Source organism: Streptomyces sp. NPDC031225 (assembly GCF_055570355.1).
Window position 1 is genome coordinate 256,936 of the sequence record NZ_JBVIHJ010000011.1, and the last position, 18,931, is coordinate 275,866.

Consider the following 18,931-nt stretch of genomic DNA (forward strand, 5'->3'; position numbering starts at 1 on the left):
CGAACACAGCTGCCACGGTGTTCGTCAAACCCGTCATGGAGGACCGTGTCCAACGACCACATGAGGCGGTGGCAGAAGCCGGCGGCAGGTCGTGGCGCCGGGCACCAGCGGATCGTCCAAGTCGGGCAGCCGGGTCCGCTGACTGGGTGTCAACCATGCCCAATGGTTCGCAAGTTGACACCCTGTGTCGGTCCGGCCCAATGTTATGATCTCGCCACTTGTCAAGCGGTGGGGTGGGACGCGAACGACTGCATGACCGTCGGGCGCCTACCTGTGATCGGGTGTCGCCCGTTGGGTGCTCCACTCGCGTCGATGAGATCAAGCGGTTGACCCTCAGCCCTCCGAAGAGAGTCATATGGGGCACTACACAGAAGACCCGACATCTTGGGTCGTGCTTGCCGAATTCCCCGTGACGACCGCCTCCGCCGCTTGGCGAGGCGGGAAACCTGGAGCTCTGCTTCAGCGGTCTCAGATCGGCAACTTCGGTGCCCATGGGTGGACATTGACCGTTCACGGCGGGATCGTCGGGTCGGTGCCATGATCGAAATCCGCTTGGATCCCGGCGAGTCACCAGAGTTTGTTCGGCTTTATGTCGTCACGCAAGGGCGGAAACTTTCCGGGGGGACGCAGCTTCCGCTCACCGCGTTCATCGCAACCGTCGAGGGTAAGCAGCATCTCCCGAGCCGGTTATCACCCGAAGAAAAGCACATCCTTCAGCTGTGCCAGGGTGGCTGCCTGTCGGTCGCTGAAGTAGCGGGGCACACCAGCCAGCTACCGCTGAGCGTGGTGAGAACTTTTCTTGCTTCGTTACTCGAAACCGGATACATCACGGTTCGCCAGTCAAGGACTGACGGGGTGGCATCCGGCGCACAAGCTCTCCGGAATGTTCTGGATGGCCTTGAGGCTAAATTCGGGTGAACCCTGGCGCCGCTCGAACGGAGCGCCGGCCATTTCGGCGGACCCAAGGGCCTGAGGGTACTTCTCGTTATTCAATCGCGGCGCCGAGATGAAGAGACGTATGCCCAGGCGCTCACACTTCTTGTACATGAGTGATCAGGAGTAAATATGACCGACGCTGAAGCCGTTCCCCCGCCCGGCTGCCCGGCTCACGGAGGCCGCGTCCCCCTGTACGGTACCGAATTCGCCGCTAACCCTCAGGAATACTACGAATATATGCGGCTTTACGGCCCGACTGCCCCCGTCGAGCTCGCGCCTGGGGTGGAGGCGACCCTCGTCACTGACTACAGCGCAGCCCTTCGACTCTTGCAGGACCCCCATTCCTTCCGGAAGGACTCCCGTCGCTGGCGGGACCTGAACGAGGGCAAGGTCAGTCCTGACAGTCCTGTGCTCCCCCTGCTCGCGTACCGGCCCAACTGCATGTTCAGTGACGGTGCCGAACACCTGCGACTTCGTCAGGCAGTGACGGACACTCTGGCGAAGATCAACTCCCGCCGACTCAGCGACAACACGCGGAAAATATCTGACTACTTGATAGCCCAGTTCTCCGCTCGCGGCTCAGTCGACTTGATGAATGACTATGCCAAGCAGCTGCCGTTGTTCGTGTTCAACGACCTCTTTGGGTGCCCGGCTGAAATTGGCGACCGTGTCCTGTTCGGGATAACGGGGATCTTCGACGGTGTCAAAGCAGAGCAGGCCAACCAGGTACTTGTTGAGGCCGTAACCGAGCTGGTGGCCATCAAGCGACGGAAGCCCGAAGAGGATGTCACCTCCTGGCTCATGCAGCATCCGAGCCAGCTCAGCGATGAAGAGATGGCGCATCAACTGGTCCTTCTCCTCGGCGCCGGTGGAGAACCCGAGCGCAACCTCATCGGCAACACGCTGCACCTTCTGTTCACAGATGAGCACTACGCCATGAACGGATTGTTGGACAAAGCCATCGAGGACACGCTTTGGGAAGCGCCTCCCATGTCGAACTACGCACCGCACTACGCGGCTTCGGACATGGAGTTCGCCGGGCAGAAGGTACGGGCGGGCGACCTGATGCTGGTCAGCTTCGCCGCCGCCAACACCAGCCCTGCACTCGCGGCGGCCCGCCAGTCCAGCGGCGACCGGTCTCACCTGGCCTGGAGCGCCGGCCCGCATGCCTGCCCCTCCCAAGAACCTGCCCGAATCATCGCCCACACGGCCATCGAGAACCTGCTCAATCGGCTGCCTGACATCAAACTGGCGGTGCCCGAGGGCAGCCTCACCTGGCGCCCTGGCCCGTTCAACCGCGCACTGGCGGCCTTGCCCGCCCGGTTCACCCCCATCCCTTCCGCGCCGGGACCTCGTCCGCCGACGGCGTCCGTGCATCCCCGTCCGATGCCCGCCCACGCCTCCGTTGCCCCAACTGTCAGCCGCGACGTCGCTTCACCGCAGCCGGAGCAGGGTGGAGTGTGGAGCTCGTTCCTGAAGTGGTGGAAGAGGTGACGTAGGCAACATGGGTCAACTGCTGCCTCTCGCATGAACGTTGAATCACACGGGTAGTCAATCGCGGCATTCGTCGGTTTCCAGCCGAAGGAGACGTGGTGCCCCGCCTGTGCCGCCACTCCGTTCAACGTCCATACGCAGTTGCTCCACGGAGGATCACCCAGTTCAGCTTCCTGATACCAACTGATCGGCCCCGCTCCATCGAGGCCGGGATATGCGCTTTACGAGGCGCGTATCCCGGCCTCGTGCCGGGGGGCACCCACTTGGGAACTCCCCGGCTGCACGACCGCTCCGGCCTGCCCTTTGAGTCGCGCCGGAGGTCCGGGTGAGGGCCCCTGACTTCGATGCCGCAGGCCGGGGGAGGCCCGCGACACTCGGAGTTCTCGCCGAGAGTCAGCTGCGGCTGCTGGGGGAGATCGTCGGCCTGTCGCGCGGCGACACCGAGGCCTACGCGAATGTACTGGTGGAGTCGCTGGGCAATGCCGCCCAACGGTCACTGGCACTGCCGCCCCCCTCCCGTAGCTTCCTTTCGGACGACCACACGCCGTTCGAGTTCTCGCTTTCCTGTCAGCCCGGGAAGGTTCCGTCGCTGCGCCTGCTGTTCGAGCCTGGCTGCGCCGAGGACAACCTCTTCGAGAACGGCCGGACAGGCTGGCACGTTCTCCATGGGCTTGCGCAACGCTGGGGGTTCGGCGTTCAACAACTTGACCTCCTGGAAGACCTGTTCTTGCCACCTTCTCCCCAAGGTCCGCTGGCCCTGTGGTGCGCAATGGAGTTGCGTCCTGGTGGTGTGCCCCGTTTGAAGGTGTACTTGAACCCCGCCGCATCCGGGGCACACACAGCCGGCGCGACCGTGCGAGAGGCGCTGCGCCGCCTCGGCTATGACCAAGGCCTGGCCGCTCTGCCACCGGGCGACGGATACCCGTTCTTCGCTCTTGACCTGGGGGACTGGGATACACCCAGAGCCAAGGTCTATGTCCGCCACGAGAATCTGACGGCCACTGATGCCGCCCTGCTTTCGCGCATGCCGGATGGCCCGTCACCGGCGGTCGTGGAGGGATTTTTCCGGACGGCGGCAGGCTCCGGTACATCCACACCGGAGCAGTCGGAGTCGCGCGCGGAGCTGCGCCTTGACCAGCTGCCTGCACTGACCTGCCACTCCTTCACAGAGACCACGACCGGTCTCCCCAGCGGCTTCACCCTCCACATACCCATCAGGGCCTATGTACGGCACGACGGAGAAGCACGCGCACGGGCTGTCGCCGCACTCAACCAGCACGGCATCGACGCCACGCCACTGACACGTGCTCTGTCCGCCGTCACTTCGCGACAACTGGCCGCTGGACCAGGGCTCATCGCCTATCTGGCCCTTGTCCACGAACACCGCCAAGCACCGCGCGTGACCGCCTACATCTCCGCTGAGGCGTACACCTTCCCTTCGACCACCCCACTGCCGCCGCCGCGAGCAGCGACCAGCCCAACGACCCTCGCCAGTCAGCACAACCGTTGCGGAGCAACAGACAAAGACAGGAGCACAACCACGGTGGAGCCCTACCGAATCAAGGTCGTCGAACCCATCCCGATCACAACGCGAGCTCAACGCGAGCAGTCTCTGCAACGCGTGCATTACAGCCTCTTCGACCTGCGAGCCGAGGAGGTGACCATCGACCTTCTCAGCGATTCGGGGACCGGCGCCCTGTCCGCCGCGCAACTCGCGGCGGGAATGGAAGGCGACGAGTCCTACGCAGGATCGCGATCCTTCTACAAGTTCCGCGACACAGTGGCTGAACTGACCGGCTTCCCGCACATCCTGCCGGTTCATCAGGGGCGCGCTGCGGAACGCATCCTGTTCAGCACGCTGCTGTCCCCCGGCTCGGTCGTCCTGTCCAACACCCACTTCGACACCACGCGAGCCAACGTGGAGCTGGCGGGCTGCGAGGCTCGCAACCTGCCCTGCCCGGAGGCAGCCGATCTGGACAGCAAGGAGCCGTTCAAGGGGAACATCGACCTGGATGCCCTGCAGCGCGAACTCGGCGCAACGGGTGGTGCGCCGGTCGCCGCTGTGGTGATGACCATCACCAACAACGGAGGCGGGGGGCAGCCGGTCTCGATGCGGAACCTGAAGGAAACCGCCAGCCTCTGCCGACGGTACGACGTTCCTCTGATCCTCGACGCTGCGAGGTTCGCGGAGAACGCCTGGCTCGTCACCCAGCACGAGGAGTCCTACCGCGACCGCACCCCCCGCCAGGTCGCGGAAGAAGCCTTCCGCCTGGCTGACGGCTGCGTCATGAGCGCGAAGAAGGACGGGATCGTCCACATTGGCGGCTTCGTTGCGCTCAACGACACCGAACTCGCTCAGAAGTGCCAGAACCTCCTGATCGCGACCGAGGGGTTCCCGACCTATGGGGGCCTGGCCGGGCGTGACCTCGCCATGATTGCTCAGGGGCTGCGGGAGGTGACGGAGCCGGCCTATCTCGAGGAACGAGCCGACATCGCCCGGTACTTCGCCGATCAGGTCCGTGCCGCAGGAGTCGACATTCTCGAACCCCCCGGCCTGCACGCCCTGTATCTCAACGCCGGCCGCCTGCTGCCCCACATACCACCGCACCGGTACCCGGGCCACGCCCTGGCCTGCCAGCTCTACCTGGAGGGAGGCATCCGCTCGGCCGAGCTGGGTTCCCTTTACCTCGGCGAAGAAGACGAGGAGGGCAATCCCGTCAAGAGCGCTCCCTACGAACTGGTCAGACTTGCGTTGCCCCGACGGGTCTACACGCGGAGCCACTACGACCACGTCGCCGCGACGCTCCACCGGATCGCGACGAACCCGGAGAGCGTCCAGGGCTTCCGAATAGTGAAGCAGTCCCCGATCCTGCGCCACTTCAGCATCGAGCTGGCGCGAGCGTGAATGTAATCAATCGACGATGACTCAGCCCGTGCTGTACCACCGGCCGCGGGTCGGCACACCAGCACGGGCCGCCGCATTCAAAAGCAGCATGTGCGAGCGCGCGGCATAGCAGTGGAGGGACATCCACTCAATGAGAGTGCGGGAAGGGCTGGTGGCTAGCTGACAGCCCTTCACGGAAGGCTGGCAGTCATGCCTCGTCCCTGTCCTCCGGAGTTCCGGGCGCGCGTCATCGCGCTGATCCGCGCCGGCAAGCAGGCCAAACAGGCAGCGGTAGAGCTCGGCCGAACCTGCAGCAGACCCACGCCTTCGCTCGCACCGTGAACGATCATCAGGCCTCAGGGGTCGCCGGACGCCGGCGGCCTCTCTTCTTTATTAAGTTCTGGCTTATATAAGTGGTGGGTGGCATAGTGGGGCATGTGCACGCGTTCGACGTTCTCGGGGATCCGGTCAGGCGCCGGATATTGGAGCTGCTCGCCTCGGGGGAGCAGGCGTCGGGCGAGGTCAGTGCCGTGATCCGGGACGAGTTCGGGATCTCCCAGCCGGCCGTCTCGCAGCACCTGAAGGTCCTGCGGGACAGTGGCTTCGCCTCCGTCCGCGCCGAGGGCAACCGGCGGTTGTACGCCGTCGAGGCCACGCCGCTCCGGGAGGTGGACGCCTGGCTGGAGCGCTTCCGGGGTTTCTGGGAACAGCGGCTCGACGCGCTCGGAACAGAGCTCGCGCGGGGGAAGCGTGAGCGCAGGCGACAAGGAGAGGTGAGCGAGGATGAGTGAGATCGCCGACGAGATCAACCGACTGCACCGACGGGTCGGCACCCGTCAGGTGGAGACCGGTGAGGCCCGGACGGTGCTGCTGCGGCGCACCTACGACGCCGAGGTCGCCGACGTGTGGGACGCGGTCACCTCTGCCGAGCGGATCGCGCGCTGGTTCATGCCGGTCAGCGGCGAACTCAAGGTCGGCGGCCGCTACCAACTGGAGGGCAACGCCGGCGGCGAGATCCTGGAGTGCGTGGAACCCGAGCGGCTGCGGGTGAGCTGGCTGTTCGGCCCCGACCCGGGCTTCAGCGAGGTCGAGGTGCGCCTCACACCCGAGGACGGGGAACGTACGGTCCTCGAACTCGAACACGTGGCCGTCGTACCGGACGACTTCTGGGACCGGTTCGGGCCCGGCGCCGTCGGGGTCGGCTGGGACCTGGGCCTCTACGGGCTCGGACTCCATCTCGCGGGCGGCGAGATCAGCAAGGAAGAGGCCGCGACCTGGCACACCACCCCCGAGGGCAGCGCGTTCATCACCGGCTCGGGCAGGGGATGGGGCGAGGCGTACGCCGCCTCCGGAGCGGACCCGGAGACGGCTACGAGGACGACGGCCGCGACGATCGCGTTCTACACGGGCACGCAGGCCTGACGGCGAGGCTCCCCGCTCAGACGGTGCGCAGGGTGCGCTTCGCGAGCTCGTACGCCGGGAGCATCTCCTTGTGCTCCTCGGTGTCCAGCCCGCCGAGGTGCACCACCACCGGCCCGTCCGCGGTGACGACGGCGAAGGCGCTCTCCTCCTTCTTCTCGTCCAGGAGCTCACTGGCGTACAGGTACTCGACCTCCACGCCGGTGAACTTCCCGGACCGGAACGAGCGGTATCGCGCCTTGTCCGCCCCGTCCTCGGCCGCCACGAACGCCTCCAGCACGGTCCGTGCGTCGGCGTCACCGGACGCACCGGTCCACACGCGGACGAAGCCGATGTTGCCCGCGGGCTTCGCGTCGACCTCGCACGCGAGGGAGACCGGACCCTGGCGCAGAGGCGCTTCGACGGCCTCCGCCTTCCAGCTCTTCGCGATGTCGAAGCCGACGGGCAGCTCGCACGCAGAGCCCGCGGCGCCGATCGTGCCGCCGCTGTCCGCGGCCGTGCCGACTGTGCCGTCCTTGCCTTCCGTGCCGTCCTTGCCGGACGTCTCCGCCGTCGCCGACGGGCGCGCGGACGTCTTCGCGTCGTCCCCCTCAGGAGCCTCCTGACAGCCTGTCAGCACACCCGCCAGCAACGCCACGTGGGCCATGCCCCGCCATGTGTTCCCCGCCCCGACCGGCATGTCCGTGTCTCCCCATATGCAGTAGTGGTTCCCGGAGGAGTCAGGTTAGGTGGCAGGGATAACGAATCGTGCAGCGATGGGGGAAGCGTTGTTGACCTTCGAGGACTACTGCGACGCGATCGTCGCCCAGACCGAACTGCTCGCCGGTCACGTCAAGGGCGCCGACCCGACCACTCCGGTGCCCACCTGCCCCGGCTGGCACCTCGGCCGGCTGCTGCGGCACGTGGGCGGCGACCACCGCTGGGCGGCGGACATCGTGGAGACCCGGGCCACCGAACCGATCGACGACGACATGGTCAACGACCCCGCCGCCTACGCCTACCTGGACGACACAGCCGTCGGCGACTGGCTCGTCAAGGGCGCCGGGCAGCTCGTCGGCATCCTGCGGGACGCCGGGCCGGACGTGCGGGTGTGGACGCCCGCCGACGAGCAGCTGGTCGAGCAGTCGGTGATGTTCTGGGCCCGGCGCATGACCTACGAGACCCTGCTGCACCGCGCCGACGCGGCGACGGTGACCGGGGCGGAGTTCGTCGTCGAGGAGCGGCTCGCGGTGGACGCCGTGGAGGAGTGGCTGGAGTTCGCGACCGTCCCCGAGGCCTACGAGCCCGTGCCGGGCGAGCCGGACCTGCTCGGACCCGGGCGTGCCCTCCGCTTCGACGCGGGGACGGCGGGGGAGTGGCTGCTCGACCTCACCGGACAGCGGCCGGTATGGCGGCGCGGATCCGGCGTGGGCACGGTGACCGTGAACGGGCCGGTGACGGACCTGCTCCTGTTCCTCTACGCCCGTCCGGCGCCCGGCGTCGGGACGCGTGGGGACGCGGAGCTGCTGGACCTGTGGCTGCGGCGCACCCGGTTCTGGCTGGAGGCGTAGGCGCGCGACGGGTGCCGGTGTGTGGCCGAAGCCACGTGCCGGGAGAGGTCCGGGCCATGTCGCCCTCCCGACCCCGCGGGCTACCGTTCGCGCAGTCACCTCTCCCACCAGCAGCCCGGGCGGCCCGCCAGTGCAAGCAGATCTCTCCCCGGTCATCGCGGCGACCGCGCACTGGCTGACCTGTGCCTACCCGCCCTCGGGCGGAGCGCTGGCCGCGGCGCTGTGCGAAGTGCAGGCCAGGCAGGCCGTGACGGCCGCCGCGTGGCTGCGCTATCCGACGGCGATGGACGCCGCGCTGCTCGGCATGACGGGCCCGGGCGGCTCCGCCCGCCTCGACTGGGTCATCGGCGCGGACGGCGCAGCCGGCCGGGACATCGAGGAGCAGGCCTGGCGCACCTGGGTGGACGAGGTGGTGGCCAGCTGGGCGGCCTGTCTGCTCACCGACCCCGAACTCGCCGAACTGGCGGTGGCCGAGGTCGCCAGGGGTGAGCACACGGCGGGCACACCTGCCGCTTTCCGCCGCCTGCTCACCCCCGACGCGACCGACCGGCGCGCGGCAGCCCTGCTCAGGCACCCCGACCTGCTCGCGGCCGTGACCGCGTTGCACCGGGGTGAGTTGCTTGCCCGGCTGGGGTCGGACGAGGCCCTCATCGCCTGAGCGTGCTCGCTGTGCGGGCGCCGACCCCGTCCACGGTCGGGACCCCGTGCACCGACGGGTTCCTGTGCACCGTCGGGACCCCGTGCACCGCCGTACCCGCGTATCAGTCGTGCTTTCCGCGGCCCGAGAGCGCGTCGCGCAGCCGGTCGACCAGTCCCGCCCCGGGAGCCATCAGCTTGTTCATCGGCGGAGTGTCCGGTGCCGACGGGTGCGGGCGGGTCGGCGCCATCTTCTTGGCGCGGCGCACCTTCTCGCCGAGTTCGTCGAGTTCCTTCTCCGAGCATGCGACACGGAGCTGCGGGAAGAGGGTTTCCTCCTCCTCGGCGATGTGCGAGCGGACCTCGGTCATCAGCTCGCCGATCAACCGGTCGAACTCGGGATCGTCCGCCTCGCAGCCCTCCAGGTCCTTCATGAGCTGCTCGGCCTTGGAGTGGTCCTCGATCTCCCGGTCCGCCATGGTGTTCCCGTTGACCAGGTACTCCCGCACCGCCGGGTAGAGATACTCCTCCTCGGCCACCGAGTGCCGGATGAGCTCCATGGTGGCCTGGTCGGCATACACCTTCCGGCTCTTCGCACCGGGTGACAGGGCCTCGATCTTCCCGAACAGTTCCTCGACCTCGTGGTGATCGGTCACCAGCTCGTCGATGACGTTTCCTCCGTGTCCCATGTTCATCACCTCCGGCCGTCGAGTGCCCTCGGTCGCACTCCTTATTCCTGGTCACAGGCTCGCAGCAAGGTGCGGGGACGGTTGCCTGATCAAGGTGTCGCTCCAGCGCGTCTGCCGCAGCGTGTGCGGATCGCACGCCGAGACCGGCATGGAGCGAGCTCAGGTCGTACAGCAGCAGCCGCTCGGCCACCGCCTCCAGTCCGCCCGGGGGTGGACCGATCCGCCGCCTGCCCCCGCACCCTCGCGATACGGCCGTCCACGACGGCGACCTCGATGGCGTCACTGCCGGAGTGCAGCAGCGGCGTCGCCGGCACCCCACCTCTGCACCGTGCCGGGCTTCACGCCGTCCGTGAGATATGTCGACCCGGGCAGGCCGTGTCCCGTGACCCTGCCCCGTTGACGACGTTCACCGGGTGTAAGGGGGCCCACACGATGGAACCCGCACCGGGACAGACACGTATCCAGCCCCGCAGGAGGCCGATGTGACCGACGCCGTGGACGAGGTGCTCGCGCGAGTGCGCGGGGAGGTGGCCGCACGGGCGGACCGGCTGTGGGACATGGCACGCATGCTGCACTCCGACCCGGAGTACGCCTTCGAGGAGCACCGGGCTGCGGCGCTGCTGTGCGGGGAACTCGAATGGGCCGGGTTCACGGTGCAGCGGGACGTGGCAGGCCTGCCCACCGCCTTCACCGCACGGTCCGGTACGAGGTCCCGCCCCGCGGTGGCCCTGATGCTGGAGTACGACGCCCTGCCCGGCCTCGGCCACGCGTGCGGCCACAACCTGATCGCCGCGGCGGGACTGGGCGCCGCCCTTGCCGCGCGGGCCGTGCTCGACCGGGACGCGGGCACCGTGTGGGCCATCGGCACCCCCGCGGAGGAGGGCGGCGGAGGGAAGGTCGCCGAGACCGACGCCGGAGTGTTCGACGACGTCGACGCGGCACTGATGTTCCATCCCGGTGTGCACAGCTGGCAGTGGGCGCCGCTGACCGCGCAGGCCCAGTACCGGGTCGGCTTCCACGGTCGCGCCGCCCACCCGACCGGCAACCCCACCGAGGGCGTCGACGCCCTCGCCGCGCTCCTCCAGCTGTTCAACACCCTCGCCGTGATCGGACGCCGGCTGCCCGAGGGCTCGCACGTGCAGGGCATCGTCACGGACGGCGGCAGGGCCACCAACATCGTCCCCGAGTACGCGGAGGGCCTGTTCGGCCTGCGCGCGGTGACCACGGCCGCCCTGGAAGACCTGGCGGGCGAACTGCTCACCTGCGCGCAGGGGATCGCGCGAGCGACCGGCACGACGGTCACGGTGGAACGCGCCACGCCGCGCTACGAGCACTTCCGGGACAGCGCGGTGCTCTCGACCCGGTTCGCCCGGCATCTCGCGGGGACGGGCATCTCGATGACACCGCCCGCGCCGGGCGTCTACCTGGGGTCCTCCGACGTCGGCAACGTCAGTGGGCGCGTGCCCGCCATCCACCCGTTCGTGGCCATCATGGAAGAGGACGGCTCCGACCACACACCCGAGTTCGCCGTCGCGGCCGGCTCCGAGCGCGGCCGTCAGGTCATGCTCGCCGCAGCGGAGGCACTGGCCTGCACGGCGGTGGAGGTCCTGCTGCGCCCGGAGCTGCGGGACGAGGCGTGGGACGGCCACGACCGGGCCGTCGCCCGCCTCTGAGCCCCTGTCAGCCCGCGGGCAGGTGGCACACGGTGAAGGTCAGTCCGAGTGCAGTGGGCACACGTTGAAGGTCAGTCCGAGTGCAGGTGGTACACGTTGAAGGCCCGCCGGATCACCGGCTGGGCCACGTTCCGCACCCGCACCCCGCCCGCCGTCATCCCGTGCTCGGTGCCCGCGTGGGCGTGTCCGTGCACGCTCAGGTCGGCACCGGCCGTGTCGATCGCCTCGGCCAGCAGATAGCTGCCGAGAAACGGATAGATCTCCGGCGGCTCACCGGCGAGGGTGTCGGCGACGGGGGAGAAGTGGGTGAGCGCGATCCGGGTCGCGCAGCCCTGCCGGTCCAGTTCCTCCAGCGCGGTGCGCAGCCCGTCCGCGCAGCGCCGTGAGTACCGTACGAACTCCTTCATCAGCGGCTCGCCGAACTCCCCGGCACTGCGGCCCACGAACCCGCCGCCGAACCCCTTGGTCCCCGCGACGCCGACCCGTGTCCCGCCGCACTCCACGACCGTCCCCTCGCCCTCCAGGACCCGCACGCCCGCGTCCTCCAGGAGGGCCGCGACCTTCTCGGGCTGCTCGTCGTGGTGGTCGTGGTTGCCGAGGACGGCCACGACGGGTACCGCGAGGCCCCGCACCTCCTGTGCCACCACCCGGGCCTCCTCCGGCGTGCCGTGCCGGGTGAGGTCCCCGGCCAGCAGCAGCAGATCGGCGCAGTCGGGCAGCGTGTCGAAGGCGGGCCGCAGCACGCCCTGGCTCTCCGGGCCCATGTGGATGTCACCCACGGCGGCGACGCGGATCACGGCAGCTCCTCGGCATGATCGGGGGTGGCGGTCTCCGCCACCAGCACGTCGGTGTGCACGTCGAGTCCGGCCAGCTCCTCGCGGACGGTCCGCAGCACGGTGTCGCGGCACTGCGCGGACGGCACCGTACCGGTGACCACGACCGCCCCGGCCCGTACCTCGGCGCGGACCCCCAGTTCGCCCAGTTCCTCCGCGGCCAGCCGGTCGCGCAGGTGGGCGACGCGGTACTCGACGTTCTCCCCGGAGTGTTCCTGCGCGGACCTGCTCATGACCGTCCCTCCTTCGTGACGGGCTCGATGACCTCCATGCGTTCCAGGAAGTAGAAGAACGCGTCCGGCATCGGCGCGTCCCCGCAGCCCCGGCGCACCGCCGCCCAGTCGACCTTCTCCCGCAGGGTGCGGGCGATCGGCAGGACGGCCCCGAAGTCGCAGTGGTGCTCGGAGAACGCGGACAGCAGGCTGTGCAGCAGATCGGTCGGCGACAGCACGGGCATGAACACCGAGTCCACCGAGAGTTCGTCCGCGCGCGCCAGCAGTTCCGTGGTGACCTGCTGGTGAGCCAGCTCGAAGATCAGGTCGACCTGCTGTCCCAGACAGTCGGCCTTGAGCAGCCAGTCCTCCGGAGGAGTGCGGACCGGGAGACCCGCCTCACGCAGGGTCGCAGCCACCGCCTGCGTGTCCTCGGGGCGGATGGCGAAGTCGACGTCGTGCTGAAGGTTCTGGGCACCGCCGTGCGCGTACACGGCGACACTGCCCGCGAGTGCGAACGCGTGTCCTTCCCGCTTCAGGATCGCCCCGACCTGCTTAGCCGCCTCCAGGATCGCCTGGTTGCGGTCGACGGGCAGGCTCGCGGCGAGCGCGTCGCCGGTGGTGTTCCCCGTTGCCAGCCGCAGTCCGGCGACGCCCCCGTGGCGGTCGACGTCGTCGTCGGCGTGCTGCGTCATCGTTGCCCCCTTCCTGGTCCGGCCCGCACCGCTGGGGCCGTGACGGCGAGCCCCGAGTACCCGGGGCGCCGTTTTCGACACGACGGCAGATGGGCACCCGCCGCCTCGCAGACGGTCCGTACGCCGCTCCCGCCCGACGACGCCTCATCTCGCCGGCGCCTGCGGACCCGCCGGTCGTGGTTCAGCCCAGCTGGAGGCGGTCGGTGAGTGCCGCGGCGGTGAAGGCGGCGACCAGGGCGTCACGGCCTTCCGTGAAGTGGCCCCAGCTGTCGAAGTGGACCGGGACGACACGGCGGGCGCCGAGGATCACGGCGGCTTCGGCGGCCTGGGCGCTGTCGAGAGTGAGGAGCGCGCCGTCGAAGAGCGGGGTGCGGGCGGCACCGGCGAAGAGGACCGCGGTGTCGACCGGACCGAAGCGGTCGGCGATCTGCCTGACCAGGTCGAGGGACGCGTTGTCGCCGCTGACGTAGACGGTGGGCAGATCCTCGGCGCTCAGGACGAAACCGGTGACTTCACCGGTGAACTCCTCGGCGCCCTCGGGGCCGTGCAGGGCGGGCGCGGACGTCACCGTGAGGGCGCCGCCGTCGGGGCGTTCCCACTCCACGGATTCCCAGGGAGCCAGTCCCCGGGCGGTGCCGCCCAGTCGGTCGGCGCCGCTTGGGGTGGTGAGGGTGACGGGGACGTCGGCGAGCAGGGCCCGCCCGGAGTCGTCGAGGTTGTCCGGGTGCTGGTCGTGGGAGAGCAGCACCGCGTCGACACGCCCCAGTTCGGCCGGGGTGGCGGACGCCGGCGCCGTCTTGGTCAGGACCCGGCCCTTGCCCACGGGGTAGTCACCAGGCGCGTCGAAGGTGGGGTCCACCAGCAGCCGCAGCCCGCCGTACTCGATCAGGGCGGTCGGCCCGCCGAAGGTGCGGACGGGGACTTGTTCGTCGTCGACTCGGGTCTCGAACATCGCTGCCTCACGGATATTTGATTGCGTTTCCGTGAGGCACCGTAGCTTGGGGTCACGGAAAACTGCAAGGGATACCATGAGACCCATGAATGAACCCGTCGCTGCCGACACCGCGCACCCGGTGCTGCCGCCCGCGCCGGGCGCCGAGCGCTTTCCCGCCCTGGACTTCGCCGACAGTGCCGCCACCGTCCCCGGCGGCCAGAGCTACGACCTCCTCGGCACCCCCACGTCCGCGATGCGCTGGCTCGCCGAACACGGTCTGACCGCGCCGGACATCGCTCTGCAGGACGTGTGCGCGGCCCGACTGCGTGGGTTGCGCGAGCATGTGCGCACCCTGCTTGCCTCGCGGGTCGCCGACCTGCCCGCTCCACGCGAGTCCCTGGACGCGCTGAACCGTGCGCTGACCCGGGTGCCCACCGCCCCGTTGATCGCGTGGAACGAGAGCCGCGGCCTGTACCGCGTGCAGGAGCACCCCACCGACCAGGCTGTCGATCACGCTCTGGCGGTCCTCGCCGCGGATGCCGCGGACCTGCTCGCAGGCCCGGACTCCGCGCGTCTCGCCGCCTGCGGGGCCGCCCCCTGCGACCGGTACCTGCTGCGCACGCACGGTCGCCGTCACTGGTGCTCGATCCGCTGCGGCGACCGGGTGCGTGCGGCTCGCGCGTACGCCCGGCGCAGTGCGCCCGCGTGACGGCGGTTCGGACTGGTTCGCCGGCGGTTCAGGACCGTCCGCCGATCCAATGGGCCCGTCGAATGTGGGCCGTGGCCGGGAGTCGGGTACGTCCGTGGCACGCGCCGCGCGTATCGGAGACGACTTGGTCCGCGATCGGAGTTCGGGCGTGCCGGTCTGGCGGGGCGGCCGGTGGTCGATCAGCAGGCGGCCTGTCGGTGATCAACGGGTGCGGCTCTTTTGCGAGAACTGTCCGACCTGGGGCGACCTGGGAGCGTCCCTGCACAACGGCGAACGCGGTCGGTCCGGCAGCGGCCCGAGCATCAGGGCCTCAGCAGTCCGCCCACCCACCAGTCGTGCGCCTTGCCGTCGTTGGCGATGCCGCGATTGCGCAGTGTCCCTTCGACGGTGAAGCCCAGTTGCTCGGCGACGGCACGCGAGCCGGTGTTCCCGGCCATGGCCCACCACTCGATGCGGTGGACGTCGAGGGTGTCCCAGCCCCAGTCACAGATGGCCCGGGCGGCCTCCACCGAGTACCCGCGTCCGCGCTGTTCCTTGACCGCCCAGTAACCGAGCTCCCAGACCCCGCGGCTGACGAGGGTCAGGCAGTACGAGCCGACCAGGGCACCGGTGTCCTTGCGGAACGCGCCGAGGGTGTAGTCCTTGTCCTCGGCCCACTGGGCGGGCAGCTTCTCGCCGACCAACTTCTCCGCGTCCGCACGCCGGTACGGCACCGGGACCGGGGTGTAGAACTGGATGTCCTCGTCCTGACAGGCCTCGTACACCGCGTCCACGTCGGCAGGTGTGAAGGCCCGCAGCGCCAGACGGTCGGTCTCAAGCGTCACTGGATCCATCGCGGCAGTATGACCACCATCGGCAAGCGGCGACCATCGAATATCCCGGCCGGGCACCGCCCGTCACCACACCCAGGGCTGGTCAACGGCCGTCGCATCGGCCCAGATCAGCTGCCCCGAGACGAAGCTGATTCCCACCGTCCAACGCGGGCCGAGCCGTTGGTCCCGGTCGATCAGCACACCGACGTCGGCCCGGCCGGTGATCGTCGCGTGGTGGGCCGTCGATGTCACAGGGGCCCGTTTCAGTACCGCGTGCGCTCTGGCCTCGCGGACCGCAGGACACCGGGCCTTCGGCAGCTCGTGCGGGGCCGGTGTCGGACGTGCTGATGTCGTCGCTCACTGCGCGGGCCGGCCGTCCCGGGCCGAGAGATGGAGCACGAGGGCGGCGATGTTCCACGCGTCGTCCTCGCCGCTGTGATGGCGTCCTTCCAGGGGCAGCCCGGCGATCTCCAGGGCCTGTGCCATTCCCGGGCGCTTGCGCAGGCCGTACGCCTCGGTGAAGGCGGCTTTGGCGTTGGTGTGGCGACGGCCGAACGGATACGGCGTCCTCGTGACCCCGCACTGCCGGGTGAACTGGTGACGGTCGTAGTCGCCCCAACTCGCCCACCTCCGGGAACCGGCACTGTGCTCCGCGGCCAGCAGCCGGCAGGCCTCCGCGAACGACAGCCCGCCGTCGACCTCCTCCTGGGTGAGACCGGTCAACTCCGTGCAGAAAGCACTGACGCCGGACCGGGCGGGCCGCACCAGGATCCGGTGCCGTCCGACCCGCTCGGCGGTAGCCAGGTCCACGACGGTCAGCCCGATCTCGATGATCTCGCTGACCTCGCCCGGAGGAGGAGAGCCCGGCCAGCACGTGGCTTCGACGTCCACGACGTTCAGGAGACGGTCGGTACCCGGGCTGTTCATGACGAGAACCGTAGAGGCGAAGGCGGGTGTCGAGCACCTCGTTTTCCCAGTACAGCGGGTCGGGAGAGGCCGCGGGCAGCCGACGCCGCATATGAGGTCCATGTGAATGTGCGGGGCGTTTGAACACTGGGGGGCCTCCATCCGTATAGGGCGGGGGACTTGCATGCCCGGAGAGCCGACACGCGCAGGAGTATTTCCGTGGGACGCAGCAATCGCAGACGCCCGACAGGCGCACGACGTGCGACCTTTGCCGCAGTAGCCCTGATGCTCGGGGGTGGTGGCCTGGTCGCGGCGAATGTGTACGCCTCCGCCACGGAGGCAGGTCCACCGCAGCAGACGTCGTGGGGAGCCGTCACGATCGACTGCCCGGACGTGGGGGACGCGCTCACCAGCGTGCCCGACGGGTCGAGGGCGGACGTCGACAAGGAACTCGCCCTGCTGGACCAGCAGACAGCTGAGGCCTACCGGCAGCTCCAGGACCCGTCGGTGCAGAGCAGCGAGGACGCGCAGAGCCGTATCGTCGACCCGCTCCAGGAGAACCGCGCCGCCACGATCGAGCGCATAGCCACCGCCCTCGAACGCACGGGAGCGCGGCCGGACGGACTCGACGGCATGGCCGCCTGCACCTTGCAGCAGACCGAGAACGAGAACGGTGACGGGCAGGGCCAACAGCAGGACGACGGCCAGGGCCAGGACGGTCAGCAGGGCAACGACCAACAGGGCAACGACCAGCAGGGCGACGGCCAGGATCAGGGCGGCCAGCAGCAGGGCAACGGCGGACAGGCCGGCAACGGTCCCGTCGCGGCCGACTACGCCGACATCACCACCGCCCCTTCCGCCGCGCAGGCCCCGAGCCCCCAGGGCGACGCCTCCCGTGGCACCTTCGTCACCAGCTGCGGTGTGAACGCCAACGGCCTGTTCAACTCGGACAACGTCATCGTCGCCCCCGGTGTCTCCAACGGCGCCCACCACTTCCACGACTACGTCGGCAACCAGTCCAACACCGCCTTCGCCAGCGATCAGGACCTGGCGAACGCCGAGACGAGCTGCGCCGACCAGGGTGACAAGTCCACGTACTACTGGCCCGTGATCCGGCTCCAGAACGGAACACAGGAACAGGACGCCAACAAGCCCGGCGGCGGCGTCGAGGGCAACGCCGGCAAGATCGTCACCCCCAAGGAAGTCACGCTGACGTTCGTGGGCAGCCCCCGCAGCAAGGTCACGGCCATGCCGCGGCTCCTGCGCATCATCACCGGCGACGCCAAGGCCTTCGTCAACGGCAACGCCAACGCCAACGCGTCCTGGAGCTGCACCGGGTTCGAGGACCGGCAGCTGAAGGACAAGTACCCGCTGTGCCCGCAGGGCAGTGACGTGGTCCGTACGTTCAAGTTCCAGAGCTGCTGGGACGGCCGCAACATCGACAGTGCCAACCACCGCACCCACGTGGCGTTCGCCCAGCCCGACGGGGCCTGCGCCGCCGGGTTCGAGGCCATTCCGCAGCTGGTCCAGCGGATCGTCTACGACGTCGACGCGCCGAGCCTCGCCGACGGTGGCCGCACCACTCCGCTGTTCGCGGTGGACTCCTTCCCGGAACAGCTGCACAAGCCCGTCACCGACCACGGCGACTTCATCAACGTCTTCGACGAGAACCTGATGAACGAGATGGTCGACTGCATCAACTCCGGCCGCCAGTGCGGCGCGGGGACGGGGCAGGACGATCCGGGCAACGGCGGCAACGGTAACGACAACGGCGGGAACGACAACGGCGGTAACGACAACGGCGGTAACGACAACGGCGGGAACGACAACGGCGGGAACGACAACGGCGGGAACGACAACGGCGGTCAGAACGGAAACGGCTCCACCCCCGACCCCGGCGCCACGCAGGACCCGGGCGCCGGGAGCGGGAATGGGAACGGCAACGGCTCCGGGGAAACCCCCGGAAACAACGACGAGCCGCAGCAGCAGCCGACTCCCACCGTCGAAGCCCCCGCCGGCACCGTGACAACCGCCCCCGCCGACGACCAGCCGAAGACCTACAGCTCACCCACCGCCCACAGCACGACCGCACCCGAGACCGGCGCCGGGAACGGCAACGCCAACGGCAACGGCAACGAGCAGGCAACCCCGACCGCCCCCCAGGACGACACGGCGTCCGACGACCCCGGAACCGGCTCCAACGGAGCCGTCGCGCTGCCCCCGCTCGGCGCCCAGACCGAGCCCCAGGGCAGCCAGAGCAGCCTCGCCGAGACCGGTACGCAGTTGTGGCCGGCGGCGCTCGGAGCGATCCTCCTGATCTCCGGCTTCGTTCTCCTGCGACGGACCAGCCGCCGCTCCATGTGACACCGACCGGCACCACCGAGTAGCAGGGACGGCTGTCCGCCGCCGCGGCTCCACAGGCGGACAGCCACTGCACCCGGGCACCCCCGATGAGCGCAGACGAAGCGCGCCCGAAACGGGGGCCGAAATGGCACCTCGAACATTGACGTGAGCCATTCTCGTTCCGGGAATCCCACGAGGACGGGCTC

General features: G+C 69.1%; 19 protein-coding genes. 10 read left to right on the top strand and 9 right to left on the bottom strand.

Annotated features, from left to right (window positions below):
- The first annotated feature begins 537 nt into the window (after positions 1–537).
- From ACZ48Z_RS20830 to ACZ48Z_RS20850, 5 genes are all read left to right on the top strand, one after another.
- The gene (locus tag ACZ48Z_RS20830) at positions 538–918 is read left to right on the top strand and encodes a DUF742 domain-containing protein (RefSeq protein ID WP_468737325.1); all 381 of its coding nucleotides are present in this window, start codon (positions 538–540) and stop codon (positions 916–918) included.
- A 147-nt stretch (positions 919–1,065) separates the two neighbouring features.
- Positions 1,066–2,430 carry a cytochrome P450 gene (locus tag ACZ48Z_RS20835; RefSeq protein ID WP_468737326.1) on the top strand — a complete coding sequence of 455 codons (1,365 nt, stop codon included), beginning with the start codon at positions 1,066–1,068 and terminating at the stop codon, positions 2,428–2,430.
- A 325-nt stretch (positions 2,431–2,755) separates the two neighbouring features.
- Positions 2,756–5,335, top strand: a complete 2,580-nt coding sequence (locus ACZ48Z_RS20840; RefSeq protein ID WP_468737327.1) for a tryptophanase — start codon at positions 2,756–2,758, stop codon at positions 5,333–5,335.
- A gap of 407 nt (positions 5,336–5,742) precedes the next feature.
- On the top strand, positions 5,743–6,105 hold the full coding sequence (locus tag ACZ48Z_RS20845) for an ArsR/SmtB family transcription factor (protein ID WP_468737368.1): 363 nt from the start codon (positions 5,743–5,745) through the stop codon (positions 6,103–6,105).
- Positions 6,098–6,736: an SRPBCC family protein gene (locus ACZ48Z_RS20850; protein ID WP_468737328.1), complete on the top strand. Its 639-nt coding sequence runs from the start codon at positions 6,098–6,100 to the stop codon at positions 6,734–6,736. Before ACZ48Z_RS20845 ends, ACZ48Z_RS20850 begins: the two co-directional genes overlap by 8 nt.
- Positions 6,737–6,752: 16 nt before the next feature.
- On the opposite strand, the gene ACZ48Z_RS20855 is transcribed toward ACZ48Z_RS20850, so the two are convergent.
- Complete coding sequence (locus tag ACZ48Z_RS20855) at positions 6,753–7,412, bottom strand: lipoprotein (protein ID WP_468737329.1); 660 nt, start codon at positions 7,410–7,412, stop codon at positions 6,753–6,755.
- Between the two features lie 76 nt (positions 7,413–7,488).
- Between ACZ48Z_RS20855 and ACZ48Z_RS20860 the strand changes: the two genes are divergently transcribed.
- Positions 7,489–8,283, top strand: a complete 795-nt coding sequence (locus tag ACZ48Z_RS20860; RefSeq protein ID WP_468737330.1) for a maleylpyruvate isomerase family mycothiol-dependent enzyme — start codon at positions 7,489–7,491, stop codon at positions 8,281–8,283.
- 130 nt (positions 8,284–8,413) lie between these two features.
- Positions 8,414–8,941: a hypothetical protein gene (locus tag ACZ48Z_RS20865; RefSeq protein ID WP_468737331.1), complete on the top strand. Its 528-nt coding sequence runs from the start codon at positions 8,414–8,416 to the stop codon at positions 8,939–8,941.
- A 103-nt stretch (positions 8,942–9,044) separates the two neighbouring features.
- Here ACZ48Z_RS20865 and ACZ48Z_RS20870 read toward each other — a convergent pair whose 3' ends face one another.
- Positions 9,045–9,608 carry a hemerythrin domain-containing protein gene (locus ACZ48Z_RS20870; RefSeq protein WP_468737332.1) on the bottom strand — a complete coding sequence of 188 codons (564 nt, stop codon included), beginning with the start codon at positions 9,606–9,608 and terminating at the stop codon, positions 9,045–9,047.
- Positions 9,609–10,090: 482 nt separating this feature from the next.
- Between ACZ48Z_RS20870 and ACZ48Z_RS20875 the strand changes: the two genes are divergently transcribed.
- Positions 10,091–11,281 (top strand): amidohydrolase, encoded by a 1,191-nt coding sequence (locus ACZ48Z_RS20875; RefSeq protein ID WP_468737333.1) that lies wholly within the window; start codon positions 10,091–10,093, stop codon positions 11,279–11,281.
- 71 nt (positions 11,282–11,352) lie between these two features.
- Here ACZ48Z_RS20875 and ACZ48Z_RS20880 read toward each other — a convergent pair whose 3' ends face one another.
- From ACZ48Z_RS20880 to ACZ48Z_RS20895, 4 genes are all read right to left on the bottom strand, one after another.
- Positions 11,353–12,078, bottom strand: a complete 726-nt coding sequence (locus ACZ48Z_RS20880; RefSeq protein ID WP_468737334.1) for a metallophosphoesterase family protein — start codon at positions 12,076–12,078, stop codon at positions 11,353–11,355.
- Positions 12,075–12,347, bottom strand: a complete 273-nt coding sequence (locus tag ACZ48Z_RS20885) for a BON domain-containing protein (RefSeq protein WP_468737335.1) — start codon at positions 12,345–12,347, stop codon at positions 12,075–12,077. The genes ACZ48Z_RS20880 and ACZ48Z_RS20885 overlap by 4 nt, the downstream gene beginning before the upstream one ends.
- Positions 12,344–13,021, bottom strand: a complete 678-nt coding sequence (locus ACZ48Z_RS20890; RefSeq protein ID WP_468737336.1) for a nucleotidyltransferase domain-containing protein — start codon at positions 13,019–13,021, stop codon at positions 12,344–12,346. Before ACZ48Z_RS20890 ends, ACZ48Z_RS20885 begins: the two co-directional genes overlap by 4 nt.
- A 181-nt stretch (positions 13,022–13,202) precedes the next feature.
- Positions 13,203–13,973, bottom strand: coding sequence for an MBL fold metallo-hydrolase (locus ACZ48Z_RS20895; RefSeq protein ID WP_468737337.1), 771 nt, complete (start codon positions 13,971–13,973; stop codon positions 13,203–13,205).
- 85 nt (positions 13,974–14,058) lie between these two features.
- Between ACZ48Z_RS20895 and ACZ48Z_RS20900 the strand changes: the two genes are divergently transcribed.
- Positions 14,059–14,664 carry an ABATE domain-containing protein gene (locus ACZ48Z_RS20900; protein WP_468737338.1) on the top strand — a complete coding sequence of 202 codons (606 nt, stop codon included), beginning with the start codon at positions 14,059–14,061 and terminating at the stop codon, positions 14,662–14,664.
- Positions 14,665–14,966: 302 nt separating this feature from the next.
- Here ACZ48Z_RS20900 and ACZ48Z_RS20905 read toward each other — a convergent pair whose 3' ends face one another.
- The 3 genes from ACZ48Z_RS20905 to ACZ48Z_RS20915 all read right to left on the bottom strand — a co-directional run bounded on the left by ACZ48Z_RS20905 (position 14,967) and on the right by ACZ48Z_RS20915 (position 16,403).
- Complete coding sequence (locus ACZ48Z_RS20905) at positions 14,967–15,497, bottom strand: GNAT family N-acetyltransferase (RefSeq protein ID WP_468737339.1); 531 nt, start codon at positions 15,495–15,497, stop codon at positions 14,967–14,969.
- Positions 15,498–15,560: 63 nt separating this feature from the next.
- Entirely contained in the window at positions 15,561–15,728 is a 168-nt protein-coding gene (locus tag ACZ48Z_RS20910; protein WP_468737340.1) for a hypothetical protein, read from the bottom strand.
- 105 nt (positions 15,729–15,833) lie between these two features.
- On the bottom strand, positions 15,834–16,403 hold the full coding sequence (locus ACZ48Z_RS20915; RefSeq protein ID WP_468737341.1) for a 3'-5' exonuclease: 570 nt from the start codon (positions 16,401–16,403) through the stop codon (positions 15,834–15,836).
- A 264-nt stretch (positions 16,404–16,667) separates the two neighbouring features.
- On the opposite strand from ACZ48Z_RS20915, the gene ACZ48Z_RS20920 reads away from it, so the two are divergent.
- Positions 16,668–18,746, top strand: a complete 2,079-nt coding sequence (locus ACZ48Z_RS20920; RefSeq protein WP_468737369.1) for a DUF1996 domain-containing protein — start codon at positions 16,668–16,670, stop codon at positions 18,744–18,746.
- Positions 18,747–18,931 lie beyond the last annotated feature (185 nt).

Excerpts from the sequence above, each read along its gene's own strand:
- ACZ48Z_RS20830 (WP_468737325.1), top strand. The coding sequence starts at position 538 with ATGATCGAAATCCGCTTGGATCCCGGCGAGTCACCAGAGTTTGTTCGG.
- ACZ48Z_RS20835 (WP_468737326.1), top strand. The coding sequence starts at position 1,066 with ATGACCGACGCTGAAGCCGTTCCCCCGCCCGGCTGCCCGGCTCACGGA.
- ACZ48Z_RS20850 (WP_468737328.1), top strand. The coding sequence starts at position 6,098 with ATGAGTGAGATCGCCGACGAGATCAACCGACTGCACCGACGGGTCGGC.
- ACZ48Z_RS20855 (WP_468737329.1), bottom strand. The coding sequence starts at position 7,412 with ATGCCGGTCGGGGCGGGGAACACATGGCGGGGCATGGCCCACGTGGCG.
- ACZ48Z_RS20860 (WP_468737330.1), top strand. The coding sequence starts at position 7,489 with ATGGGGGAAGCGTTGTTGACCTTCGAGGACTACTGCGACGCGATCGTC.
- ACZ48Z_RS20870 (WP_468737332.1), bottom strand. The coding sequence starts at position 9,608 with ATGGGACACGGAGGAAACGTCATCGACGAGCTGGTGACCGATCACCAC.
- ACZ48Z_RS20885 (WP_468737335.1), bottom strand. The coding sequence starts at position 12,347 with ATGAGCAGGTCCGCGCAGGAACACTCCGGGGAGAACGTCGAGTACCGC.
- ACZ48Z_RS20890 (WP_468737336.1), bottom strand. The coding sequence starts at position 13,021 with ATGACGCAGCACGCCGACGACGACGTCGACCGCCACGGGGGCGTCGCC.
- ACZ48Z_RS20895 (WP_468737337.1), bottom strand. The coding sequence starts at position 13,973 with ATGTTCGAGACCCGAGTCGACGACGAACAAGTCCCCGTCCGCACCTTC.
- ACZ48Z_RS20900 (WP_468737338.1), top strand. The coding sequence starts at position 14,059 with ATGAATGAACCCGTCGCTGCCGACACCGCGCACCCGGTGCTGCCGCCC.
- ACZ48Z_RS20905 (WP_468737339.1), bottom strand. The coding sequence starts at position 15,497 with ATGGATCCAGTGACGCTTGAGACCGACCGTCTGGCGCTGCGGGCCTTC.
- ACZ48Z_RS20915 (WP_468737341.1), bottom strand. The coding sequence starts at position 16,403 with ATGAACAGCCCGGGTACCGACCGTCTCCTGAACGTCGTGGACGTCGAA.
- ACZ48Z_RS20920 (WP_468737369.1), top strand. The coding sequence starts at position 16,668 with ATGCTCGGGGGTGGTGGCCTGGTCGCGGCGAATGTGTACGCCTCCGCC.